Below are 19842 nucleotides of genomic sequence, written 5' to 3'. Positions count from 1 at the left end.
GTCATGTCGAACAACCTGGCGACGGTCAGGTCAAGCCCAGTGCCATCATTCCGAAGGCCGCGGCAACCAGCGCCAGGCCGGAGACGACCAGCTTCGCCGCCAGGATGAGTGACCCACGCCACCCCATCCCCGGCACCAGCCGCCCGGGGTCGCCGGGCGGATGGACCACGCTGTGCCACGTGCCGGGGATCGGCCGATAGCTGTTCCTGACGGGCCAGCGCACATCAAGCAGTGGCCCCGGTTCCTCGGTTTCTACCGTGGTGGTCCGGCCCGACGCATTGTAGCCGACGATGCGCACGCGCCGTTCGATCCAGCGGCGGTAGCGCACCGCCCTCAGCAGCATCCATATCGCATAGATGATGGCGCAGTAGCCGAGGAAGGCGAGCAGCGAATGCACGGTACGGCAAAGCCCTCAGGCCGCCGCGGCGTCATGGCCCCAGACGCGGGTGCAGAATTCGGGATAGGTCTCGACCATCTCCGCCTTCACCGCGCCGCGCAGCAGGGCGAGCTCGGCCTCGGTCGGATCGGGCGTCGTCGGCACGCTGGCCGGGACATCGAAATCGAAGCCCGTGGCCTCCCGTACAGTTTCCACCGTCTCGCCCGGATGCAGCGATTCCAGGGAGAAGCGTGCCCGGTCCGGATGGAAGCGGAAGACGCATTTGCCGGTGACGAGCGCCTGCGCGGTACCACGGCGGAATACGCCAGGCGGCGACACGCCGGGGGCGGAGATGTTGTCCACCTTCTCGACCAGCACGCGGGGCGAGTGTTCCTCGCGGAACAGGATGGTGCGCGGCGTCATGAAATACATGAAGGCCGACCCGAAGGACCCCGGGAAACGCACCGCCTTGCCCGGCCAGTCGCCGGTGCCGACCAGGTTCAGGTTGGCCTGCCCGTCGATCTGCCCGCCACCCAGGAAGAACAGGTCGATCCGTCCCTGGCCGGTGAGGTCGAAGAGTTCCCGCGTCCCCTCGGTGAAGGGATTGCCGCTGCGCTTGTGCAGCAGGGACAGCCGGACCGGATGCCCCATCAGCTTCACCAGCCAGCAGGCCGCGGCCGGAATAGGGGAGGCCGCCCCCACCGCGATATGCCGCGCCGGCGGCGCCGAGGGATCCATGATCAGCCGGGCCAGCGTCGCGGCGAGGCGTTCTTCAAGCGCGATGCTCATTCCGCCGCGACCTTCTGCGCCGCGCCATACACCTCGCGGTCGAGCCAGGCGCGGAAGCCTTCCTCCGTCTTCGCCGCACGCGCGTAGTCGGACACATAGGCCTGGTCGAAGCCGTATTCGTCGAGCAGCGCCGCCGGCCGCGCCCCGCGTTCCGCGATCGCCGTCGCCGTGACGTAGGTCGCGCTGATCGCGCCCGAGGCGAGCTTCTCGTCTTCCAGGAAATTGCCCTCGACCACGCGCTCCACCGTCACCAGCGCGGCCTTCGACGCATGGGCGATGGTCGCGCATTCGCGCCGCCGGCCGAGCCACACATTGCCTTCGCTGTCGGCCATCGCGGCGTGGAACACCGCGAAGTCCGGCTGCTTCGCCGGCAGCAGTACGATCGGGTCCTCGCCCTCGGTCGCGAAGGGATTCGGGATGACCTTCCAGTCCGGGCGGTTTGCCAGGATGTCGGACCCGATGATCCCGCGCAGCGGCATGAAGGGAATGCCCTTCTCCGACGCCTGCAGCATGGAATGGATGGCCGGGCAGGTGGCATCCCGCAGCCGGATGGAGCCTGCCTTCAGCGCGGCGGTGAAGCGCGGCGCGAATCCCGCCTCGCCGAGCGAGACGGCCGAGGTCTCCACCTCCGCGACGCAGCCCGCTCCGATCAGGATGTCCGTCGCGAAGCCCGACACCGGCACGCCCAGCAGGCGCAGTCCCCTGGCCCCCTTGCGGATCAGCGCCTTGGCCAGCGCCACGGAGGGCAGGGAATTGTCGGGCGGCAGCGCGACCAGCGCCCCATCGGGCACCTGGGCAGCGAGCGCATCCACGGATGGCAGCATCATCGGCAGTTCCTCCGCCAGTCATGTTACGCGGGGGCGAGCGGGGCGGCCAGGGGCAGCACATCCCATCCCCGTGTATGAAGGCCGCATGCGCCCGGTCACCCTCGAGACGCCCCGCCTGATCCTCCGCCCCTGGCGGGAGGAGGACCTCGATCCCTTGTTCGCCATCAATGGCGACGCGGATAGCATGCGCCACTTCCCCGCTGTGATGACGCGGGCGGAAAGCGACGCCTGGGCCGCGCGCATCCAGGCCCATTTCACCGATCACGGCTGGGGCTTCTGGGTGGTCGAGGCCAGGGACGATGCCGCCTTCCTTGGCGTCGTCGGCCTGCTCACCATCCCCTGGCAGGCCCGCTTCACCCCGGCGGTCGAGATCGGCTGGCGCATCGCTCCCACCGCCCGCCGCCGCGGCTTCGCCGGGGAAGCCGCGCGCGCTGCCCTCGATTTCGGCTTCGGCCCGCTCGGCCTGCCGGAGATCGTCGCCTTCACCGTCCCGGCGAACGAACCGTCCTGGCGGCTGATGGAGCGGCTCGGCATGCGGCCGGATGGGGATTTCGACCATCCGCGCCTGCCGGCCGGGCACGCATTGCAGCGGCACCTTCTCTATCGCCTGCCGGCACCGCGACGGTAATATCATCGGAAATACAAGTGACCGGCAGGAGGTTTCCGTGTCCCGCATCCATCGTTTCGCGCTCGCGGCTGCCTTCGGCCTGGCGGCGCTGCCGGCCCTGTCGGCTTCGGTGTCCACCGGCTGGGTGGAACTGCGCTCCAACGACCAGGAAAGTTGCATCGACCAGGGCCAGCGCGCGGTGCAGGGCGTCGGCTTCCAGTCGACCGTCTCGCGCGACCGCCAGAGCATCTTCGGCTGGCGCGGGGAGGAGTCGCTGACAGTGCGCTGCATCAGCGCGCGGGGGATCGCGGTAGTCTTCGCCTGGGTGAACGACCAGTCCAACGACAGCGCGCAACTGGTCGAGGCGATCACCCAGGCCTTCCGCAATCCGCAGGGATCGGGCGGCGGCAACCTGATGGGCGGCGGTGGTGGCGGCAACCTGACCGGCAGGGGCGGCAATTTCGGCGGCGGTGGGGGCAGTCCCGGCAGCGGCAACTTCGGTGGTGGCGGCAGCGGCAATCTCGGCGGGGGCGGCAATTTCGGTGGCGGCGGTGTGGTGAAGCGCTGAGCATCGGCAGCCGCCATCAGGCCAGTATCGCGGCAGCCCCAGGCCGATTGCGTGCCGGGGCCTGCGATCAGAGGGTTGCACAGCCGCTCTCTCGCGCGCACCTCTTCAAGATTGCATTTCATCAGCATGCGGCCGCGCCTCCGGCCGCCGGGGGACTGGCTGGATGTCCGTGACGCGTCAGGAATTCCGCGATGCCATGGCGCGATTGGGCGCCGCGGTGAACATCGTCACCACCGACGGCCCCTCGGGCCTGGGCGGCCTGACGGTCAGCGCCGTCTGCTCGGTCACCGATGACCCGCCGACCCTGTTGGTCTGCCTCAACCGCGGCAGCCCGCAGAACCGGCTGTTCAAGGACAACGGCGTGCTCTGCGTGAACAGCCTCGCCCCGGGGCAGGAAGAGCTGTCGGGCCGCTTCGCCGGCCGCAGCGCCGAGGCCGACATGATCGAGCGCTTCTCCCATGCGAGCTGGGGATTGCTCGAGACGGGGTCGCCCGTGCTGGATGGCGCGACCGTGTCCTTCGACTGCCGCATCGCCGAGGTGATCGAACGCGGCACCCACAGCGTGATCTTCGCCGAGGTCGAAGCCGTGCGGCAGGGCGCGGCGAGCCGCGGGCTGATCTGGTTCAGCCGGGATTACCACTCGATCGGGGCGGGGTGAGAAAGGGCGGGGAAGAGAACTCCCCCGCGCCCCTCCTCTTTCTGGCTGTCAGCAAGGCGCGCGGCGCGACCTGATTGCCCATCCTGGGACGGGCGAACATCGGGATCGCGGCTCTGCCGCGACCCCGCCCAGACCGACAGCGATCCTCGGCGCGGCAGCACAGGGCGCGAAGGCAAGGGCCGCGGATGCGTCCCGCCCGCTGTCTGAGGGACGGAAAAACCTCAGCTACGATGATAGCTGCGGCGCGCTTACGCGCGGCCGTAGGTATCTTCGTAGCGAACGATATCGTCCTCGCCGAGATACGACCCGGACTGCACCTCGATCAGCACCAGCGGGATGATCCCCGGATTCTCCATCCGGTGCACGCAGCCGAGCGGCAGATATACGCTTTCATTCTCGCGCAGCATGATCTCCTCCGCATCGCGCCGCACGATGGCGGTACCGGAGACGACCACCCAGTGCTCCGCGCGGTGGAAGTGCTTCTGCAGCGACAGCTTGGCACCCGGTCGCACCTGGATCTTTTTCACCTGGAAGCGGTCGCCGAGGATCAGACCCTCATAATGCCCCCAGGGCCGATAGGCGCGGCGGTGTTCCGTCGCCTCCTTGCGGCCCTTGGCCTTGAGCTGGTCGACCAGCTTCTTCACGTCCTGGGCGCGGCTGCGGTGCATCGCCAGCACCGCATCGTCGGTCACCACGACGACGGCATCTTCCAGCCCCACCACGCCGGTCACGATGCCTTCGCTGCGCACCAGGCAGTTCTTCGCATCGACCAGCTCGATCGGCCCCAGCGTTGCATTGCCGGCGGCGTCCTTGCCGCTGATCTCCCACAGCGAGTTCCACGACCCGATGTCGGACCAGCCCATGGCAGCGGGCACCACCGCCGCATGGTCGGTGCGCTCCATGACCGCATAGTCGATCGAGATGGACGGCGCGGAGACGAAGGCTTCAGGGGCAAGACGCACGAAGTCGAGGTCGCGCTTCGCTCCCTCGACCGCGCTGCGCACCGCGGCGAGCAAGGCGGGTTCGTAGCGCTCGAGCTCCGCCAGCAGTGTCGCCGCCGTCGCGACGAACATGCCTGAATTCCACAGATGCTTGCCCCCGGCGACGAACTCGCCCGCGCGCGCGCCGTCCGGCTTCTCAACGAAGCGCGCCACCGCCTGAACGCCCGACAGGCCGGGCAGGGCATGGCCGGACTCGATATAGCCGTAGCCGGTCTCGGGCGCCGTCGGCTTCATGCCGAAGGTCACGATCCAGCCGGACCGCGCCGCCGCCGCCGCCTGGTCCAGCGCGGCCTTCAGCGCCGGCAGGTCGCCGATCGCCGAATCCGCCGCCATGATCCACATGACGGTTTCGGGGCCGGCCTCCTCGGCCAGCAGCGCGGCCGCGGCGATGGCAGGCGCGCTGTTGCGCCCAGCGGGCTCCAGCACGATGCGTGCGCCATGGCCGCGGAGCTGCTCGGCGACGAGGAAGCGGTGCGCCTCATTGCAGACGACCATCGGCGGCAGGAAGCCTGCCCCCTCGGCGCGTGCCGCCGTCTCCGCCAGCATCGGCTTGTCCGAGGCCAGCGGCCAGAACTGCTTCGGATAGCCCTCCCGCGACAGCGGCCACAGGCGGGTGCCGGTGCCGCCCGAGAGAATGACGGGCAGGATCTGCGAGGTCGTCTGGGTCATGTCGTCCGGTGGTCTGCTACGCGAATGGTTCCCGTATGCGATGCAAAGGCGGCAATTGGAAGGCGGCCTCTTCGCGCCTGCGGCATGCTGTGCCATGGCCTGGATCATGACTGCCCCGGGGCTCGAACGCTCCGGGGCGCCCGATCGGCAGAAGGATGCGGCATGGTGGACGGCAGGGCGGCGGATGGCGTGCTCGAAGGCGCGCCCGGAATCCCGGAGGGTTTCGCGCCCCGGCGGGCCGGGGGACCGTTCCTGGAACCGATCGGCCCGATCTGGCTGCGGCCGGGGGAAGGGGGCTCGACCTTCGGCATCCGGCTGGAACGGCGGCACTGCAACAGCCACTCGGTGGCCCATGGCGGGATGCTCGCGACCTTCGCGGACCTGGTGCTGGGCATCGGCGGACTGGAACAGGCCGGCACGCCGGGGAATTTCATCACGGTCAGCCTGGTGTCGGACTACCTGGCCCCCGCCCCACTCGGGGCTTGGCTGGAATGCCGGCCGGCCCTGCTGCGCCGGACGTCACGGCTGATGTTCGTGGAAGGACGGTTCGAGGCGGACGGGATGCCGGTGCTGCGGGCTAGCGGGGTGTTCAGCACGCCGCGGCCGAAGGCGTAGGGCAGGGTGGGGGAGGGAACTCCCCCGCACCCCCTCCTTTTTCTGACTGTCGGCAAGGCGCGCGGCGCCACGCGGTCGCCCAACCGGCGGAGAGCGCGCCCCAACGGATCGCGGCCCTGCCGCGATCCGGGAGCGCGAAGTGCGACCGCGCCCAGTCCAACAGCAACCCCGGCGCGCCAGTGCACGGCGCGAAAGCCAAGCCGGCGGATGCCGGCGCCGGCGTTTGAGGCACCAAAAAAACGCGGAAGGCGGGTCCCCCAGGGAACCCGCCTTCCAATCATCCGACCAACCTAGCCGGTCGGTACTAGCCTCAGCCGCCTTCCGCCAGGGCCGCGTCCTTGCCCTTGCGGATGTTGGGCAGGAGCATGGCGACCAGGGCGACGGCCGCGATGCCGAGCATCGTCGCGCTGATCGGGCGCTCGATGAACACCATGGGGTCGCCGCGGGACAGCAGCATCGCGCGGCGCAGGTGCTCTTCCATCATCGGGCCGAGCACGAAGCCGATCAGCATCGGCGCGCCCTCAAGCCGCAGCTTCGAGCAGAGGTAGCCGAAGATGCCGAAGACCACCGTCTGGTACACGTCGAACACGTTGTTCTGCAGCGAGTACACGCCGATCGCGCAGAAGATCATGATGGACGGGTACATGTGGCGGTAGGGCACCGCGAGCAGCTTCACCCACATGCCGACCATCGGCAGGTTGATGACCAACAGCATCAGGTTGCCGATCCACATCGACGCGATCAGGCCCCAGAACAGGTCCGGCTGGGCCTCCACCATGCGGGGGCCGGGCTGGATGCCCTGGATGATCAGCGCGCCGACCATCAGCGCCATCACGGCGTTGGCCGGGATGCCGAGGGTGAGCAGCGGAATGAACGAGGTCTGGGAGGCGGCATTGTTCGCCGATTCCGGACCGGCCACGCCCTCGATCGCACCGGACCCGAACTGGTGGCGGTACTTCGAGAGCTTGCGCTCCATCATGTAGGAGCCGAAGGAGGACAGCGCCGCGCCACCACCCGGCAGGATGCCGAGGATGGAGCCCACCGCCGTGCCGCGCAGCACGGACGGGATGGAGCGCCGGACTTCCTCACGCGTCATCATCAGGCTGCCGACCTTGCCGGACATGACCGAGCGCGCTTCCGGGCGCTCGAGGTTGAGGATGATCTCGGCGATGCCGAACATGCCCATGGCGATCGAGACGAAGCCGACGCCGTCCGACAGTTCCGGGATGCCGAAGGTGAAGCGCTGCTGGCCCGTCTGCACGTCCGTGCCGACCATGCCGAGCGAGACGCCGAACACCACCATCGCGATCGACTTCACCACCGAGCCCTGCGCGAGCACGGCGGAGATGACGAGGCCGAGGAACATCAGCGAGAAGTAGTCTGCCGGGCCGAAGGACAGCGCCACCTGCGTCAGCAGCGGGCCGGATGCGGCGACCAGGATGGTCGCGACCGTGCCGGCGAAGAAGGAACCGACGGCCGCAATGGTCAGCGCCGCGCCCGCTCGCCCGTTGCGGGCCATCTTGTAGCCTTCGAGCGTTGTGACGACCGAACTGACCTCACCGGGCAGGTTCAGCAGGATGGCCGTGGTCGAACCGCCATACTGGGCGCCGTAGTAGATGCCGGCGAGCATGATGATGGCCGTCGTGGCAGGCTGGCCGAAGGTGATCGGCAGCAGCAGCGAGATCGTCGCGACCGGGCCGATGCCCGGCAGCACGCCGATCGCGGTGCCGATGATGCAGCCGATGAAGCAGAAGAGAAGGTTGTTGAGTGTCAGCGCGACGCCGAAGCCGTGCGCCAGGTTCGTGACGAGGTCCATGGGTTCCGCTTCCTGTCCTTAAAAGACCGGCCAGACTGGCACGCGGATGTCGAGTTCGTAGATGAACACCGCCCAGCACAGCACGCAGAGGAAAACCACCAGCCCGGCGACGCCGGCCGGCTTGTGCGTTTCGTCGGCGAAGGCAGACAGGATCACCGACGCGGCGATGGCGACCATCAGCCCCAGCGGCTCAAGCACCAGGCCGAACAGCGAGAACGCGGCACTGACCAGAAAGAGGGGGCGCCACGACTTCACGATGCTCGGGATCATGCAGCCGACGAACAGGCCGATACCGAGCGGGTTCCAGCTCGACGACACCCAGCCGTCCATATGCGCCGCGACCAGCCCCGCCGCGGTGCCGCCGGCGGCACCAAGGATCAGGAACAGGGTTTCCGGGCCGGTCCACTTCTCGATCGGGTCCGGCCCGTTGAACAGGCCGAGCACCAGCACGATCACGGACAGGCCGAGCAGCAGCCAGAAGGCCAGCATCGGCATGTAGCCGGGACCCATGCGGCGCGCACTGCCCAGTGTGTGGTCCATGTTCAACCATAGTCCGACGACCGCGAACGCGATAAGTATCGCGGCCGAGATCAGGTCCTTTGTATTCAGCTTCATCCGCTTTCGCCCACCCAATCGAAGACGTTGAAAAACTGCTAGTCGACCGACGCGCCGGAAGCCCGCACGAGCGGCGCCCACGCGGCGACCTCCCGACGCACGAAATCCGTGTAACCGTCCACGGACAGGTCCCCCGAGGCCCCGCCCAGTTCGACGAAACGCGCCCGGATGTCGGGGTCGGCCAGAACCGCCCGCGTCTCCCGGTTCATCCGTTCCACGATGACAGCCGGCGTGCCGGCTGGAAAGGAGAGTCCGAACCAGGACTCGCTCGCGACGTCGAAACCCTGCTCACGGAAGGTCGGGATATCTGGGAAAGCCTGGTGCCGCTGGGCCGAGGCCATGCCAAGTGGCACCACCGATCCCTGCCGGATATGGGCGACGGAGGAGGGCAGGCTGTCCGACATCACCGGCACCTGGCCCGCGATCACCGCCTGCATGGCCGGGCCCGCGCCGCGGAACGGGATGTGGTTCAACTCAACCCCGAGGAGCCGGCTCATCTCCACCACCATCATGTGGTTCGACGACCCGACGCCCGAGGTCGCGACATCGAGCCCGCCCGGCGCTCGCGCCTTGGCGGCGACATCGGCGAGGGTGCGCAGCCCCGCATTCGGATTGGCCACCCAGACCGAAGGATTGGTCACGACCAGCGCCGCATGTGCGAAATCCCTGACCGGATCATAGCGCACGCGATGGCCATACAGCGCCGGGCTGATGGCGTGGCTGGCGATGTTCGACATGACCATCGTGTAGCCATCGGGGGCGGAACGCGCGACGGCCTCGCTGCCGATCGTGGCGCCGGCGCCGGCCCGGTTTTCGACCACCACCACGACGCCCAGCCGTTCCTGCAGGCCCGAGGCCACGAGGCGCGCGACGATATCCGTGGTTCCGCCGGGTGCGAAGGGCACGACGAGCTTGATGTTCTGCGAGGGCCACGCCTGCGCGAAGGCACGCTGCACCGTCATCGGCACCATCGCGGATGCAGCAAACAGAGCACGGCGGCGGATCGCCCAGGACATTGAACCTCCCCTCTTCCCGAATGGCCCTATGGCATGCGACTTGCCCCGCGACAAGTCAGTGGTCACGTGAAACCCTGGCAATGCCTTGCCTGCACGAGTGGCTCACCTATGCTCCGCGCAGCATTTTTCACGCATCGGACCTGAACGCCATGCTCGCCAACGACCCGCAGCGCGCGATCCGCGAGGCCACTGCAGCGGCTGCCCCGCGCCTCATCGCGCTGCGCCGCGACATCCACCGCGTGCCTGAGCTCGCCTTCCAGGAGACCCGCACCGCCGGCATCGTCGCCGCGGAACTGTCGCGCCTCGGCATCGCGCACCGCACCGGGGTGGGCGTGACCGGCGTGGTGGGTGAGATCCGCGGCGGCCGACCCGGTCCAACCCTCGCGATCCGCGCGGACATGGACGCATTGCCGATCCATGAAGAAGCAGAGAGCGACTATGCCTCAACCGTGGATGGACAGATGCACGCATGCGGGCACGACATCCACACCGCGACGCTGCTGGGCGTCGCCGCCGTGCTGAAGGACCTCGCGCCGCAGCTCGCCGGCACGGTTCGGCTGATCTTCCAGCCGGCCGAGGAGGTGCTGGAAGGCGCCGCCGCGATGATCGCGGATGGCGCCGCCGATGGCGTCGATCTCGCGATCGGGTTCCACAACCATCCCGACATGCCGGTGGGTAGCTTCGGCTTCGTCCGCGGTGCCTGCCTCGCGGCCTCGGACCGTTTCGATCTGGTGGTGCAGGGCAAGTCGGGCCATGCCGCGCACCCTTATGCGGCGGTCGATCCGATCGTCGCCGCCGCCGCCTTCATCAGCCAGGCGCAGACCGTGGTGAGCCGCGAGATCAGGCCGCTGCACCCGGCGGTCGTCACCGTCGGCATGGTGCAGGGCGGCACGACCTACAACATCATCCCCGAGCGCGTGGCGCTGAAGGGTACGATCCGCACGCTGCACGGCGATGCGCGCGACACCGCCGAAGCCGCGCTGAAGCGCCTCGCCGGCGGATTGCAGGCAACGATGCGGGTGCGCTGCGACATGCGTTACCAGCGCATGGTGCCGGCGCTGGTGAACGATGACCGGGTGTTGGAACCGGTACTGGCGTCCGTCGCGCGGCAGACCGGCGTGGCGCCGGAGGAGGGTGAGCCCTCCATGGGGTCCGAGGATTTCGCCGCGTTCGCCGCGCGTGCCCCGGCGTTCCAGCTGCGCATCGGCTCCGGCGCGCCCGGCCGCGACGACCGCCTGCACAACGCCTTCTACCAGCCTGACGAGCGCTGCATCGCCCATGGCGTCGAGGCCCTGTCCCGCGCCGCCCTGGACCTTCTGGCGTAACCCCGTTGCCGGTGGGGCGATCGTGCCGCGCCGGTGTGCCTTGGTGACAGACAGAAAAAGGAGGAGGCGCGGGGGAGTTCGCTCGCCCGCCCTGATGTGACCATGACCCACCGCATCGCCGAACTGACCGCCCCCGAAGTCGCCTCCCGCCTCGCGGCCGGCGCCGTGGCCCTGCTGCCCATGGGCAGCCTCGAGACCCACGGCCCCGCCCTTCCGATGGGCGACTACCTGCTGGCGGAGGAGATCGCGGAGCGCATCGCCGCGGCGGCCTCGGCGCAGGGCGCCGACGCCCTGGTCGCGCCCGCCATTCCCTTCGGTGGCGAGGATTACTTCACAGGCATCGCCGGCGGCATCACGCTGTCGGTCGCGACGCTGACGGCGGTGATCGAGGAGATGGCCGAGGCCTTCATCCGCACCGGCACGCGCCGCATCATGATCGTGAACGGCCATGCCGGCACGATCGGCCCCGCCGAGGCCGCCGCACGCGCCGTCCGCCGCCGCCATGGGGTGATCGTCCCCGCGCTGCATCTCTGGCGGGAGGCGGGGAAGCTGCACACGGCGCTCGGCGGCACCGCGGAGAGCTTCGGCCATGGTGGCGACCCTGTCGCCTCGGTGGCCTATGCGCTGCGGCCCGAGCTTTGCCGCCCGCAGGACATGCGGCTGCGCCAGCCGGTGGGCCCCTATCTCGGTCTGCCGCCAGCGAATTTCGGCGTGGTGCGCACGCATGGCCTCGATTTCTCCGTGCCCATGTGGGTGGAGGAAGTGGCGCCGGGCGGCCTGATCGCCCCGGATGCGCGCGTGGCGAATCCCGACCATGGCAAGGCGATCGTCGAGCGCCTCGTCGCCGGCGGCGCAGCAATGTGTGCGCAATTGCGCGACGCCGTCGGGGATTGATGGCGTTTCGGTGACGCGCCTGTCGCGCCGGATGCGGACCCCGCCACTGGCCCTGACCGTGCTGCGAGGTGCCAGCTAACGGAACCCGATGGCCGTGCGGCGTCCGGCGGGGGAGCGGGGGAGGGTGGCGCCCTTCCCGCACCGCCATGACCGTCACGCGCACGGGACAACCGCTCCGATCCTTCCGCGCCGCGCGATCGTGCCGCCTGCCGGACATCGCGGCGGACGGGAGCGGAGCGTCACACGCTCCGGCCATCCGCTTGCCCCTGGCACGAGTCTTGATTACCCACCGCACGACGTCCCGAGGACCAGTCCCCCATGACCCGTATCTGTGTGTTCGGCGCCGGCGCGATCGGCGGCCATCTCGCGACCCGTGCCGCGCTGGGCGGTGCGGAGGTCTCCGTCATCGCCCGCGGCCCGCATCTCGAGGCCATGAAGGCGAATGGCATCACGTTGCACGCCCATGACGGCGTGAAGACGGTGAAGGTGCACGCGGCGGCGAGTGCGGCGGAGATCGGTCCCGTGGACGCCGTGCTGATCACCACCAAGGTGCCTGCCCTGCCCGTGGCGGCCGAGGCGATCCAGCCGCTGCTCGGCCCCGACACACCGGTCGCCTTCGTCACCAACGGCATTCCCTGGTGGTATTTCCTGCGCCACGGTGGCGCGGCGGAAGGCAGGCGGCTGCCGCAGCTTGATCCGGACGGCGTGATCGAACGCCTGGTCGGCATCGAGCGCACGGTCGGCGGCGTCGTCTATTCGGCGAGCGAGGTGGTCGCCCCCGGCGTGGTGAAGTCGGAGCACGCCGACATCCGGCTGATCCTTGGCGAACCCGACGGCACGATCAGCGAGCGCGCCGGGATGATCGCGGGCTTCGTCGCGGCCGGCGGCATGCCCTGTCCGGTAGTGGACGACATCCGCAACCGCATCTGGGCCAAGCTGATGGGCAACATCACCTCGGGCCCGCTGTGCATTCTGTCGCGCACGCACATGAAGGCGACGCTCGCCGACCCCGCGATCTTCGCTGCGGCAGTGCGCGTCGCGGAGGAAGGCGCGGCGCTCGCGCGCGCCTATGGCTGCGAGATCGGCGGCATCGCCGAGGAACGGATGCGGCGCGCGGCGACCATCACGCACAAGCCCTCCATCCTGCAGGATCTCGAGCTCGGCCGCGCGATGGAAATCGATGCGATCCTCACCGTGCCATTGCAGATGGCGCGGGATGCCGGCGTTCCGATGCCGACGCTCGGCCTGACCGCGGGCCTGGCAATGCTCGCCGCGCGCGAGGCGGGGCTCTACGGCGGATGAAACCCCCGTCCTTCCGCGGCGTTGATGGGCACGACCCCATCACGTGGCGGAAGGACGATCCCGATGACCAACTCGAATGCCCTCTACCTGCTCGTCGGCGCCGTGATTGCCGGCGTGATCGGTGCCGGCATCTGGGCGTATCAGGACAGCCGGCGCTCCGGCGTCGAGATCAGCGTCGGGCGCCACGGCGTGTCGATCGAGGAACGCTAGCACCTGTTCGGGTTTCGGATTGGTGCTGGGCTCGCCGCGTGGAGGTTGAGCGGAAGGCGGCGCGTCAGAAGGCCGCCTGCCCGTCATGCATCGGCGCGGTCGTCGTGTCCTCGGCCAAACCCACCGCTGTCTCGGCGATGAATGCGGCGTAGCATTGCCCGTCTCACCCCTTGGCGCGTGACGTATCACCGCCGACCGTGGCGTCGCAGTGGTCCACCATGGCGACGGCGCGCAGACATCGACGTCGCCGAACGTCACCATGGTAAGCGCGCCGGTCGGCAGGCCGGGTTGGGCCGCGTCACGATCACACCGGACTTCTGCGCAATCTGGTCGGCCGGCTCCAATCGCGAGCAGGTCGTTGGTCATGGGGTTGCACGGCCCCGGCGGCTCAACGCTGCCGAGCGGGATGACGATGACAAGGTCGTCGCGCATCCGCTCGCGGAAATCCAGAAGGGTTCTCTCCGCCGGCCTGGGGTTGCCCGTCATCGTCTCCTGCCGCTTGCGCGAAGCAGCGCGCCCATGCCTTGCTGATCGGAAAGGCGCGATTTTTGCATGGAACTAGTCGCGCGGCGGGGTGACGCGCTTCGCGACTCGCGCCTATCTTTCGCCCCCCTCGCGGCCGAAGGAGCCTTGCCATGGCGGAGAAGCGGCAACTCAAGCTCGGCGTCTCGATCCGGGGTCTCGGCTATCACGCCGGCGGCTGGCGCCATCCGGACGTGCCCTCCGGCGGCGCGATGGATTTCGAGCATTTCGTCAACGTCGCGCGCATCGCCGAGGCCGCGAAGCTCGACATGGTCTTCCTCGCCGACGGCGTCGGCATCCGCCAGAAGGACGAACCGCCCGGTTCGCTCTGCCGCTCCAACCAGAATGTCGAGCTCGAGCCGATCACGCTGCTCTCGGCGCTCGCCGCGGTGACGAAGCATATCGGTCTCGTCGCCACCGCCTCGACCACCTACAACGAGCCCTATCACCTCGCGCGCAAATTCGGCTCGCTCGACCACATCTCGAAGGGCCGGGCGGGGTGGAATCTTGTCACCTCCTGGTCTGACGCCGAGGCCTTCAACTTCGGCCGCGAACACCAGATGGCCTATGCCGATCGCTACGAACGCGCGATGGAATTCGCCGAGGTCGTCACCGGCCTGTGGGATTCCTGGGAGGGCGGCGCCTTCGTGCACGACAAGACCTCGGGCGTCTTCTACGACCCCGATCGCCTGCACACGCTGGCGCATCGCGGCAAGCACTTCTCGGTGCTCGGTCCGCTCAGCGTGGACCGCACGCCGCAGGGCCGGCCCATCATCGTGCAGGCCGGGGCCTCCGACCAGGGCCGCGACATCGCCGCGCGCTTCGCCGATATCGTCTTCTCGGCGGAGCAGGACCTCGCCGCAGCCCGGGCCTACTACGCCTCGGTGAAGGGGCGCCTCGCCACCCATGGTCGGCGCACCGACGAATTGCTGATGCTGCCTGGCCTCGTCCCCATCGTCGGTGCCACCCGCGCCGAAGCCCAGGCGAAGCACGAGGCGTTGCAGGAGCTGATCGACCCCCTCGTCGGCCTCTCCTACATCTACGGCAATTTCGGTGACCTCTCCGCTTATCCGATCGACGGCCCCGTGCCGGAACCCAAGGACCCGAAGCTGCGCAGCCGCGCTGCCGTGATGTTCAACCTGGCGCAGGAGAAGGGCTACACCATCCGCCAGCTCTGCCAGGCCATCGCCTCCGGGCGCGGCCATCGCACGGTGATCGGCACGCCCGCCGACATCGCCGACACGATGGAAGAATGGGTCGACCAGGGCGCGGCCGACGGCTTCAACATCATCCCCACCCACCTGCCGGTCGGGCTCGAGGATTTCGCCGCGCTGGTGCTGCCCGAACTGCGCCGGCGCGGCATCTTCCGCGAGGAATACGAGGCACGCACCTTCCGCGGCAATCTCGGGCTGCCGGAACCGCAGAATCGCTACACCGAGGCGCGCGGGCAGGGCACGGCGCTGTCGGCTTAAGCGGGGGTGGAGAACCGGAGGGGTTCTGCCCCTCCGGACCACCCCGCCAAATGCTGAGAGCATTTGGAATGCCGGATACTTGGCGCCGTGCCCCAAAGGCATGCTGCGCCCTCATAGCGCGTTCCGTGCGCAGGTGCGGGTTTCGGTATTCTTCCTGTCAGTGGCGCCCGGCGCCAGGTGACGGTTTCCAAAGGCCCTGTGGCCTTTGGCGGGGTGGCTTGGAGGGGCAGAGCCCCTCCAATTCCGCCCGCGACCTTTCAGCGCTTCTCGATGTTCCAGAAGATCGTGATCAGCGACGGGGACCGCACGAAGCCGCTGATGTTGTTCCGCCACGCATAGAGCTGCGCGCGCTGCCCCAGGATCACCGTCGGCATCACGTCCCAAAGCCTGCGGCTCAGCCGTTCGAGGATCTCGCGCTGCTTCGCCTCGTCGGGTTCGTGGATGTATTCGTCGCGCAGCCGGGCGGCTTCCTCGTCGCAGGCCCAGCCGGCGAAGTTGCGCGCGCCGCAGGTTGTGTCCGCAATCGAGTTCGACAGCGGCGAATACACGCCGCTGCCCGAGATGCTGGTGATGAACAGGTTGAAGCCGCCGCGATCCGGCGGGTTGCGGCTGTTGCGCCGCGCCATGAGCGTGCCCCAGTCGCTTTCCGCCAGCACGATGTTGAAGCCGGCCTCGCGCAAATTCTGCGCGGCGAGTTCGCCGGCGACGCCGACGAACAGCGTCTCGCGCGAATTCAGCAGCACGATCGGCTCGCCGCGATAGCCGCTGCGTTCGAGCAGCCGTCGCGCTTCCGCGAGGTTCTGCTGGCGGTAGGGTTCCGACCCCGTCGTGATGCCGTTCGGGCTGCCGCAGACGAAGAAGGAGTGGCAGGGCTGCCCCCATTCCGGCCGCACGAAGGACACTGCCATGTAATCCGGCTGGTGGATGGCGAGCGCGAGCGCGCGCCGGGCATCGGCGTTGTTGAAGGGCGGGTAGAGGCTGTTCGGCCGCATGAAGAACGGGTTGTAGATGCGCGACAGCGCCGCGACGGTGATGCCGCGCCGGCCCTGCATCGCTTCGGCCTGGTCGAAGGGCACCTGGTCGATGAAGTCGATCTCGCCTGCCTGCAGCGCCGCCGCTTTGGTCGAGGCATCCGGCAGGATGTGGAATTCGAGGCGCGGGATGCGCACCACCTTGCCACCCGCGAAGCCGCTCGGCGGTTCCACGCGCGGACGATAGCCGTCGAAGCGCTCATAGACGAGGCGATCGCCGGGGCGGAACTCATTCGCCACGAAGCGGAAAGGGCCCGAGCCGATAAGCTCCGTCCCACGCGTGAAGGGGCCGGCCGAGGCTTCGCGCTCGCGAAGAATCACCGGCAATCCCGACCCGCTGTTGGCGAGCGCCGCGCGCACCGGGAAGGCACGCTTGAGGCGGATGCGGAAGGTGCGCGCATCGACCGGTTCCATGGCCTCGACATCGAGCGCCATGGTGCGGCCCACCACATCGAGCCCCATCCAGCGGCGCAGGGAGGCGATCACATCCGCCGTCGTCACCGGGCTGCCGTCGTGGAAGGCGAGGCCCTCGCGCAGCGTGATGGTCCAGGTCAGGCTGTCGGACGAGACCTCGTCGCGCTCGACCATCTGCGGGTGGATGCGCAGCTCCTCATCCTGACCGTACAGCGCGTCATAGACCATCATGCCGTGGATATAGGCGGCGGTGCCGGCCGGCCCGGTCGGATCGAAGGTGTTGACGTCCGATCCCGGCGTGACGCGGAGGATGGATGTGTCCGATTGCGCCAGCGCCGCGCCGCCCGAGGCGAGCAGGCCGGTCAACAGGCCGATGGATGCGATAGCCCGGATTGGTGACATGCGATCCCCCGCAAGACAGGACCGCGTGCTGACGAGGCGTTTTCAGCAGGATAGGTGAGTGGCGCGGCTGCGCAAGAGACCAGGGCATGCTGCGTTCGCTTTCGCTCGCACCGCATGCTCAACCCCGGTGTATTGCGAGCATCTTCACGTGTTCGGATGAGTCCATCCGAACACGATCCGCTTCATGCGCTTTCCGGCAGCAGCCCGGTGCGGATCACATGCGGCCAGGCGGCGTTGAAGCCGATCTCCTCGGCGCGCTTCGCCGCCGCGTCCCAGTCATAGGCGATGGCCAGCATCTCCACCTGCACCGCATCGCCATCGAGGTGCAGCACGGCATAGCGTGCATGCGGCGACCCCGCCTCCTGCCGATGCGCCGGCTCGCGCGAGATGCGGAAGCCCGGCAGGCCAAGGCTGCCCGGATTGACCACCAGCGGCCCGCCCGGCACCTGCACCATGCCCGATCGGTGGCTGTGCCCACACAACACGACGCGCGCGGCCATCCCCGCCTCGCCGAGCCTTTCGCGCAGCACCGCCATCGGCGCCGGGCGCAGCCGCTCGGCGACGACTTCCTCGATCAGGTTCTGCACGTCGGACCCGGGCGAGCCATGCACCGCCAGCACGCCGGGCGCCGGCTCCAGCGCCGTCGGCAGGTCCATCAGCCAGGCGCGCTGATCCGCGCTCAGCTCGTCATAGGCGAGGCGATCCTGCTTCCCCATCGTCGCGGGATCATGCTCGCTGATCCAACGGTCGTGATTGCCGCGGATGCTCGGGATGCCGGTCGCCATCAGCATCTCCACGGTCTCGCGCGGCCAGCCGGCGCCCGAGGCGATGTCGCCGAGGCAGATGATCTCCCGCAGGCCGCGCGCGGCCGCATCCTCCAGCATCGCATCGAGTGCGGCCGCATTGCCGTGGATATCCGTGATCACCGCGATCCGCATGCCGCCACTCCATTCCCAAGCTGCGCCGCGATTGAACCATCCCGCGGCAACGCCGTCTGCCCCAGCACCCAGCCTTCCCAGGTGCGGATTGCCGGATCTTGCGGCACGAAATCGGGCCGCACCCCGTCGAGCACGCCGATCAGGCCGAGCAGGCCGATCACGGAATCGAAGCGGTCCTCGCCGGCCGCATCGGCCCCGAAGCCGCCCCGAGCGGCATCGCGCAGCGCGGCGCTGGGAGCAACCCGCCGTGCGGCCATCACCGCCAGCAGCGCATCCGCGATCGCCGCCCGATCGGCCCGCACCCGCTTCGACCCGCGCAACACCAGCCCGCAATGGCGCAGCGCCTCGGCCGGATAGACCTCGGCCAGCACCGCGCGCCCCGGCGCCAGCAACCCGTGCAGCGGCCCGTCGAAGGGCCAGATCGCATAGGGCGCCCCCACCGCGAGCCCCGGCGCCAGCCAGTCCCGCCAGGCCGCGATCGCGGCCTTGCCGGACTGGTTCGCCCCCAACGTCCAGAACACCGGTGCCCCGGCCGGCCGCTCGGCCGTCGCCCGGTCGCACAGCCGCGACAGCCCCATCGCATCCGCGAAGCCAAGGGCCGCCGCATGCCCCGCCCGCGTCATCCCCTTCACCCCGCGTGCCGGATAGAAGGGCCGCAGGCGTGAGACCTGATCCAGCGTCTCCGCCACCGCGAAAAAGCCGGCATTCCCCGCCAGCCCGCGCAGGAACGCCACGAACCCCGCCTCCGCCCGCCCCGCCGCGAAGCCGCGCGGCACGCCGAGCGGCAGGTCCAGCCCCAGCGCGACCGGCGCCCCTTCCGCCAGCAGCCCCGCCACCAGCGCCGCGGGATCGCCCACCGGCACCGGCGCCTCGGCGCGCCATCCCCGCGACCCGCGCCGCGCGATGCTCACCCAGCGCTTGCGGGGATCGGTGCTCCAATCCGCGTGAGCGGCGATCATTCCCACCTGCGCGACACCCCCGCCATGCGATACGCTGATGTCGGACGCCAGCGGAGACCCCCCATGGACGCGAGCCAGACCGTCATCCTCCGAGGCCAGGACGCCGCGCATCCGGACGGGCAATACGGCAGCATTGCGAAGTGGTTCCATTGGATCACGGTCGGCCTCATCGCCATCGCCCTGCCGACCGGCTTCGTCATCAAGTACATCACCGATGCGTCGGACGGCGCGACCAAGATGGTCTTCTACGCCATCCATGAAAGCACCGGCGTCACCATCCTGGCCTGCGCCGTCGCGCGGCTGATCTGGCGGGCGATGAACCCGCCGCCCGCCTATCCCGACCATCTGCCGGCGGTGCTGCGTGCCGCGGCGGCCGGGACGCATCACGGGCTCTATGCGCTGCTGATCATCCAGCCGCTGCTCGGCTTCTTCGCGACCAATGCCTGGGGCTTCCCGCTGCAAGGCCAGACCGCCTATCTCGGCTTCATCGACTTCCCGAAGTTCATGGACACTTCGGAAGGACTGGCGAAGATCCTCTCTCTGCTTCACACCATCGGCGGCTATCTCTTCGTCGTGCTGCTGATCGCGCATGTGGGGGCGGCGATCTTCCACCACGCGATCCGCAAGGACGGGACATTGATGCGGATGCTGTGAAGGGGCGACGGAAGGTTGGAGGGGCTCTGCCTCTCCAAACCACCCCGCCTTGGGGACCCATCGGCCACAGGCCCTTTGGAAACCGTCACTTGGCATGGCGCAGTGAGGGCACCCCGTTCCCCTCCCGGCGCGTTTCGTGCGCGAGGGCGGGTTTCGGCATTC

The 19842-nt window shown here is 69.0% G+C and carries 20 protein-coding genes; 10 read left to right on the top strand and 10 right to left on the bottom strand.

Features of this window, described 5'->3' with window-relative positions:
• Positions 1-25: 25 nt before the first annotated feature.
• From KPL78_RS18900 to KPL78_RS18890, 3 genes are read right to left on the bottom strand one after another with little or no spacing between them, the layout of a single operon-like run.
• Positions 26-397: a hypothetical protein gene (locus KPL78_RS18900; protein WP_219764530.1), complete on the bottom strand. Its 372-nt coding sequence runs from the start codon at positions 395-397 to the stop codon at positions 26-28.
• A gap of 15 nt (positions 398-412) precedes the next feature.
• The gene (locus KPL78_RS18895; protein WP_219764529.1) at positions 413-1165 is read right to left on the bottom strand and encodes a CoA-transferase; all 753 of its coding nucleotides are present in this window, start codon (positions 1163-1165) and stop codon (positions 413-415) included.
• Positions 1162-1992 (bottom strand): CoA transferase subunit A, encoded by an 831-nt coding sequence (locus KPL78_RS18890; RefSeq protein ID WP_219764528.1) that lies wholly within the window; start codon positions 1990-1992, stop codon positions 1162-1164. The genes KPL78_RS18895 and KPL78_RS18890 overlap by 4 nt, the downstream gene beginning before the upstream one ends.
• A gap of 85 nt (positions 1993-2077) precedes the next feature.
• On the opposite strand from KPL78_RS18890, the gene KPL78_RS18885 reads away from it, so the two are divergent.
• The 3 genes from KPL78_RS18885 to KPL78_RS18875 all read left to right on the top strand — a co-directional run bounded on the left by KPL78_RS18885 (position 2078) and on the right by KPL78_RS18875 (position 3825).
• Positions 2078-2620 (top strand): GNAT family N-acetyltransferase, encoded by a 543-nt coding sequence (locus KPL78_RS18885; RefSeq protein WP_219764527.1) that lies wholly within the window; start codon positions 2078-2080, stop codon positions 2618-2620.
• A 37-nt stretch (positions 2621-2657) separates the two neighbouring features.
• Positions 2658-3167 (top strand): hypothetical protein, encoded by a 510-nt coding sequence (locus tag KPL78_RS18880; RefSeq protein WP_219764526.1) that lies wholly within the window; start codon positions 2658-2660, stop codon positions 3165-3167.
• Between the two features lie 163 nt (positions 3168-3330).
• The gene (locus KPL78_RS18875; protein ID WP_219764525.1) at positions 3331-3825 is read left to right on the top strand and encodes a flavin reductase; all 495 of its coding nucleotides are present in this window, start codon (positions 3331-3333) and stop codon (positions 3823-3825) included.
• A 248-nt stretch (positions 3826-4073) separates the two neighbouring features.
• Here the strand turns inward: KPL78_RS18875 and KPL78_RS18870 are convergent, their stop codons facing one another.
• Complete coding sequence (locus KPL78_RS18870; RefSeq protein WP_219764524.1) at positions 4074-5495, bottom strand: mannose-1-phosphate guanylyltransferase/mannose-6-phosphate isomerase; 1422 nt, start codon at positions 5493-5495, stop codon at positions 4074-4076.
• Between the two features lie 162 nt (positions 5496-5657).
• Here KPL78_RS18870 and KPL78_RS18865 point away from each other — a divergent pair, with 162 nt between their 5' ends.
• Positions 5658-6110, top strand: a complete 453-nt coding sequence (locus KPL78_RS18865; protein ID WP_219764523.1) for a PaaI family thioesterase — start codon at positions 5658-5660, stop codon at positions 6108-6110.
• Positions 6111-6420: 310 nt separating this feature from the next.
• Here KPL78_RS18865 and KPL78_RS18860 read toward each other — a convergent pair whose 3' ends face one another.
• Genes KPL78_RS18860 through KPL78_RS18850 form a run of 3 tightly spaced genes read right to left on the bottom strand, consistent with a single transcriptional unit; the run spans position 6421 to position 9557 of the window.
• Entirely contained in the window at positions 6421-7926 is a 1506-nt protein-coding gene (locus tag KPL78_RS18860) for a tripartite tricarboxylate transporter permease (RefSeq protein WP_219764522.1), read from the bottom strand.
• 18 nt (positions 7927-7944) lie between these two features.
• Entirely contained in the window at positions 7945-8541 is a 597-nt protein-coding gene (locus tag KPL78_RS18855) for a tripartite tricarboxylate transporter TctB family protein (RefSeq protein WP_219764521.1), read from the bottom strand.
• Between the two features lie 38 nt (positions 8542-8579).
• Entirely contained in the window at positions 8580-9557 is a 978-nt protein-coding gene (locus KPL78_RS18850) for a Bug family tripartite tricarboxylate transporter substrate binding protein (protein ID WP_219764520.1), read from the bottom strand.
• A gap of 149 nt (positions 9558-9706) precedes the next feature.
• Between KPL78_RS18850 and KPL78_RS18845 the strand changes: the two genes are divergently transcribed.
• From KPL78_RS18845 to KPL78_RS18825, 5 genes are all read left to right on the top strand, one after another.
• Complete coding sequence (locus KPL78_RS18845; RefSeq protein WP_219764519.1) at positions 9707-10882, top strand: M20 metallopeptidase family protein; 1176 nt, start codon at positions 9707-9709, stop codon at positions 10880-10882.
• A gap of 102 nt (positions 10883-10984) precedes the next feature.
• Positions 10985-11776 (top strand): creatininase family protein, encoded by a 792-nt coding sequence (locus tag KPL78_RS18840; protein WP_219764518.1) that lies wholly within the window; start codon positions 10985-10987, stop codon positions 11774-11776.
• Between the two features lie 318 nt (positions 11777-12094).
• Positions 12095-13078: a ketopantoate reductase family protein gene (locus KPL78_RS18835; protein ID WP_219764517.1), complete on the top strand. Its 984-nt coding sequence runs from the start codon at positions 12095-12097 to the stop codon at positions 13076-13078.
• A 63-nt stretch (positions 13079-13141) separates the two neighbouring features.
• Positions 13142-13288: a hypothetical protein gene (locus KPL78_RS18830; protein ID WP_219764516.1), complete on the top strand. Its 147-nt coding sequence runs from the start codon at positions 13142-13144 to the stop codon at positions 13286-13288.
• Between the two features lie 635 nt (positions 13289-13923).
• The gene (locus KPL78_RS18825; protein ID WP_219764515.1) at positions 13924-15282 is read left to right on the top strand and encodes an LLM class flavin-dependent oxidoreductase; all 1359 of its coding nucleotides are present in this window, start codon (positions 13924-13926) and stop codon (positions 15280-15282) included.
• Positions 15283-15539: 257 nt separating this feature from the next.
• Here the strand turns inward: KPL78_RS18825 and KPL78_RS18820 are convergent, their stop codons facing one another.
• The 3 genes from KPL78_RS18820 to KPL78_RS18810 form a co-directional block, all read right to left on the bottom strand.
• On the bottom strand, positions 15540-17129 hold the full coding sequence (locus tag KPL78_RS18820; protein WP_219764514.1) for an ABC transporter substrate-binding protein: 1590 nt from the start codon (positions 17127-17129) through the stop codon (positions 15540-15542).
• Between the two features lie 182 nt (positions 17130-17311).
• Entirely contained in the window at positions 17312-18067 is a 756-nt protein-coding gene (locus tag KPL78_RS18815; protein ID WP_219764513.1) for a metallophosphoesterase family protein, read from the bottom strand.
• On the bottom strand, positions 18052-19026 hold the full coding sequence (locus KPL78_RS18810; protein ID WP_219764512.1) for a hypothetical protein: 975 nt from the start codon (positions 19024-19026) through the stop codon (positions 18052-18054). The genes KPL78_RS18815 and KPL78_RS18810 overlap by 16 nt, the downstream gene beginning before the upstream one ends.
• A gap of 63 nt (positions 19027-19089) precedes the next feature.
• Between KPL78_RS18810 and KPL78_RS18805 the strand changes: the two genes are divergently transcribed.
• Positions 19090-19680 carry a cytochrome b gene (locus tag KPL78_RS18805; protein ID WP_219764511.1) on the top strand — a complete coding sequence of 197 codons (591 nt, stop codon included), beginning with the start codon at positions 19090-19092 and terminating at the stop codon, positions 19678-19680.
• The last annotated feature ends 162 nt before the right edge of the window (positions 19681-19842 follow it).

Origin of the sequence: Roseomonas alba (assembly GCF_019430885.1) — a bacterium.
In the GTDB taxonomy this organism is placed as follows: domain Bacteria; phylum Pseudomonadota; class Alphaproteobacteria; order Acetobacterales; family Acetobacteraceae; genus Neoroseomonas; species Neoroseomonas alba.
The sequence above is the reverse complement of the archived record's forward strand: the minus strand, read 5'-3'. Positions and strand labels throughout refer to the sequence as shown.